This is a genomic window from Ectothiorhodospira lacustris (assembly GCF_022227845.1).
GTDB lineage: Bacteria > Pseudomonadota > Gammaproteobacteria > Ectothiorhodospirales > Ectothiorhodospiraceae > Ectothiorhodospira > Ectothiorhodospira lacustris.
This window is the reverse complement of the sequence record NZ_JAJNQN010000030.1, coordinates 1-3,287: the sequence shown is the minus strand read 5'-3', so window position 1 is coordinate 3,287 and position 3,287 is coordinate 1. Positions and strand designations below refer to the sequence as shown.

General features: G+C 53.6%; 2 rRNA genes. Both read right to left on the bottom strand.

The annotated features are described in order from the left end of the window. Positions 1-47: 47 nt before the first annotated feature. A 5S ribosomal RNA gene (gene rrf / locus LQ956_RS14725) occupies positions 48-163 on the bottom strand. 106 nt (positions 164-269) lie between these two features. Further along, positions 270-3,157, bottom strand: a 23S ribosomal RNA gene (locus tag LQ956_RS14720). Positions 3,158-3,287: the final 130 nt, after the last annotated feature.

Below are 3,287 nucleotides of genomic sequence, written 5' to 3'. Positions count from 1 at the left end.
GCAAGAAAAAACCCCGACCGGTTGCCCGATCGGGGTTTGGAATAAGTGCCTGGCAGTGACCTACTTTCACATGGGGAGGCCCCACACTATCATCGGCGCTGAACCGTTTCACTTCCGAGTTCGAGATGGGATCGGGTGGTTCCGGTTCGCCATGGCCGCCAGGCAAAACTGACTGCTGATGCTGAATTTTTCAACATCGGCAAAATCGGGAAAACATCAGGCATGTCATGTCGTTGCAACTACACACCCTCAAACTGCTTGGGTGTTATATGGTCAAGCCTCACGGGCAATTAGTACGGGTTAGCTTCACACATTACTGCGCTTCCACACCCCGCCTATCAACGTCGTAGTCTTCGACGACCCTTAAGGGGCATCAAGTGCCCAGGGAGATCTCATCTTGAGGAAGGCTTCCCGCTTAGATGCTTTCAGCGGTTATCCCGTCCGTACGTAGCTACCCGGCAATGCCACTGGCGTGACAACCGGAACACCAGAGGTACGTCCACTCCGGTCCTCTCGTACTAGGAGCAGATCCTCTCAAATCTCCGACGCCCACGGCAGATAGGGACCGAACTGTCTCACGACGTTCTAAACCCAGCTCGCGTACCACTTTAAATGGCGAACAGCCATACCCTTGGGACCTGCTTCAGCCCCAGGATGTGATGAGCCGACATCGAGGTGCCAAACACCGCCGTCGATATGGACTCTTGGGCGGTATCAGCCTGTTATCCCCGGAGTACCTTTTATCCGTTGAGCGATGGCCCTTCCATTCAGAACCACCGGATCACTAAGACCTGCTTTCGCACCTGCTCGACGTGTCTGTCTCGCAGTCAAGCACCCTTGTGCCTTTGCACTCAATGCGCGATTTCCGACCGCGCTGAGGGTACCTTCGCGCTCCTCCGTTACTCTTTAGGAGGAGACCGCCCCAGTCAAACTACCCACCACACACGGTCCCTGTCCTGGATAACAGGACGAGGTTAGAACTCCAAACATGCCAGGGTGGTATTTCAAGGTCGGCTCCACCGAAACTGGCGTTCCGGTTTCAATGCCTCCCACCTATCCTACACAAGCAGGTTCAAAGTTCAGTGTGAAGCTGTAGTAAAGGTTCACGGGGTCTTTCCGTCTAGCCGCGGGTACACTGCATCTTCACAGCGATTTCAATTTCACTGAGTCCCAGGTGGAGACAGTGCCGCCATCGTTACGCCATTCGTGCAGGTCGGAACTTACCCGACAAGGAATTTCGCTACCTTAGGACCGTTATAGTTACGGCCGCCGTTTACCGGGGCTTCGATCAAGAGCTTCGCCTTGCGGCTGACCCCATCAATTAACCTTCCGGCACCGGGCAGGCGTCACACCCTATACGTCCTCTTTCGAGTTTGCAGAGTGCTGTGTTTTTAATAAACAGTCGCAGCGGCCTGGTCTCTGCGGCCCCCAGCAGCTACAGGCGCAAGGCCTTTCACCACCAGAGGCGTACCTTCTCCCGAAGTTACGGTACCATTTTGCCTAGTTCCTTCACCTGGGTTCTCTCAAGCGCCTTGGGATTCTCACCCTGCCCACCTGTGTCGGTTTCGGGTACGGTCACACCGTGTCTGAAGCTTAGAGGCTTTTCTTGGAAGCTGAGCATCAATCACTTCGCTCCACATGGGAGCTCGTCATCACGCCTCAGGATTGTGCCTCCGGATTTGCCTGGAAGCACTCCCTACACGCTTAAACCGGACACCAACTGCCGGCTGATCTAGCTTTCTCCGTCCCCCCATCGCAACATGGTGCGGTACAGGAATATTAACCTGTTTCCCATCGACTACGCATTTCTGCCTCGCCTTAGGGGCCGACTAACCCTGCGCCGATTGACGTTGCGCAGGAAACCTTGGGCTTTCGGCGGATGGGGTTTTCACCCATCTTATCGTTACTCATGTCAGCATTCGCACTTCCGATACCTCCAGCATGCCTTACAGCACACCTTCGCAGGCCTACGGAACGCTCCTCTACCACGCCACTTTCGTGGCGTCCGCAGCTTCGGTACATGGCTTAAGCCCCGTTGAATCTTCCGCGCGGGCCGACTCGACCAGTGAGCTATTACGCTTTCTTTAAAGGATGGCTGCTTCTAAGCCAACCTCCTGGCTGTTTCTGCCTTCCCACATCGTTTCCCACTGAGCCATGATTTTGGGACCTTAGCTGGCGGTCTGGGTTGTTTCCCTCTCCACGACGGAAGTTAGCTCCCGCCGTGTGTCTCCCATGATTGCACTTCCTGGTATTCGGAGTTTGCAATGGGTTGGTAAGTCGGGATGACCCCCTAGCCATAACAGTGCTCTACCCCCAGGAGTGAGACATGAGGCGCTACCTAAATAGCTTTCGAGGAGAACCAGCTATCTCCGGGCTTGATTAGCCTTTCACTCCTATCCACAGCTCATCCCCTAATTTTTCAACATTAGTGGGTTCGGACCTCCAGTAGGAATTACCCCACCTTCATCCTGGCCATGGATAGATCGCCCGGTTTCGGGTCTAACGCAAGCGACTATGACGCCCTATTAAGACTCGGTTTCCCTACGGCTCCCCTATACGGTTAACCTTGCCACTTACGTTAAGTCGCTGACCCATTATACAAAAGGTACGCAGTCACCCATAAAGGGCTCCCACTGCTTGTACGCACACGGTTTCAGGTTCTATTTCACTCCCCTCTCCGGGGTTCTTTTCGCCTTTCCCTCACGGTACTGGTTCACTATCGGTCGGTAGGGAGTATTTAGCCTTGGAGGATGGTCCCCCCATGTTCAGACAGGATTTCACGTGTCCCGCCCTACTCACTTTTCATCAACAAGACCTTTTCGTGTACGGGGCTATCACCCTGTATCGCCGGACTTTCCAGACCGTTCCACTAAAATCAAGTCAACTTTTGGGCTGTTCCGCTTTCGCTCGCCACTACTGACGGAATCTCGGTTGATTTCTTTTCCTCCGGGTACTTAGATGTTTCAGTTCCCCGGGTATCGCCTCTGCACCCTATGTATTCAGATACAGATACCTCTAAAAAGAGGTGGGTTCCCCCATTCGGAAATCCCCGGATCAACGCTTGTTTGTCAGCTCCCCGAGGCTTATCGCAGACTACCACGTCCTTCATCGCCTCCTACCGCCTAGGCATCCACCGTGTGCGCTTAACCGCTTGACCATATAACCCCAAAAAGTCTGAAGCTATACGCGCAGTTGCTCTTGCGACATGACATTTGAGAGAACAAAATACATTTACTCTCGCCTAGATGTTTTCCCGAATTTTTAAATAACTTCACCAGAACAATGCC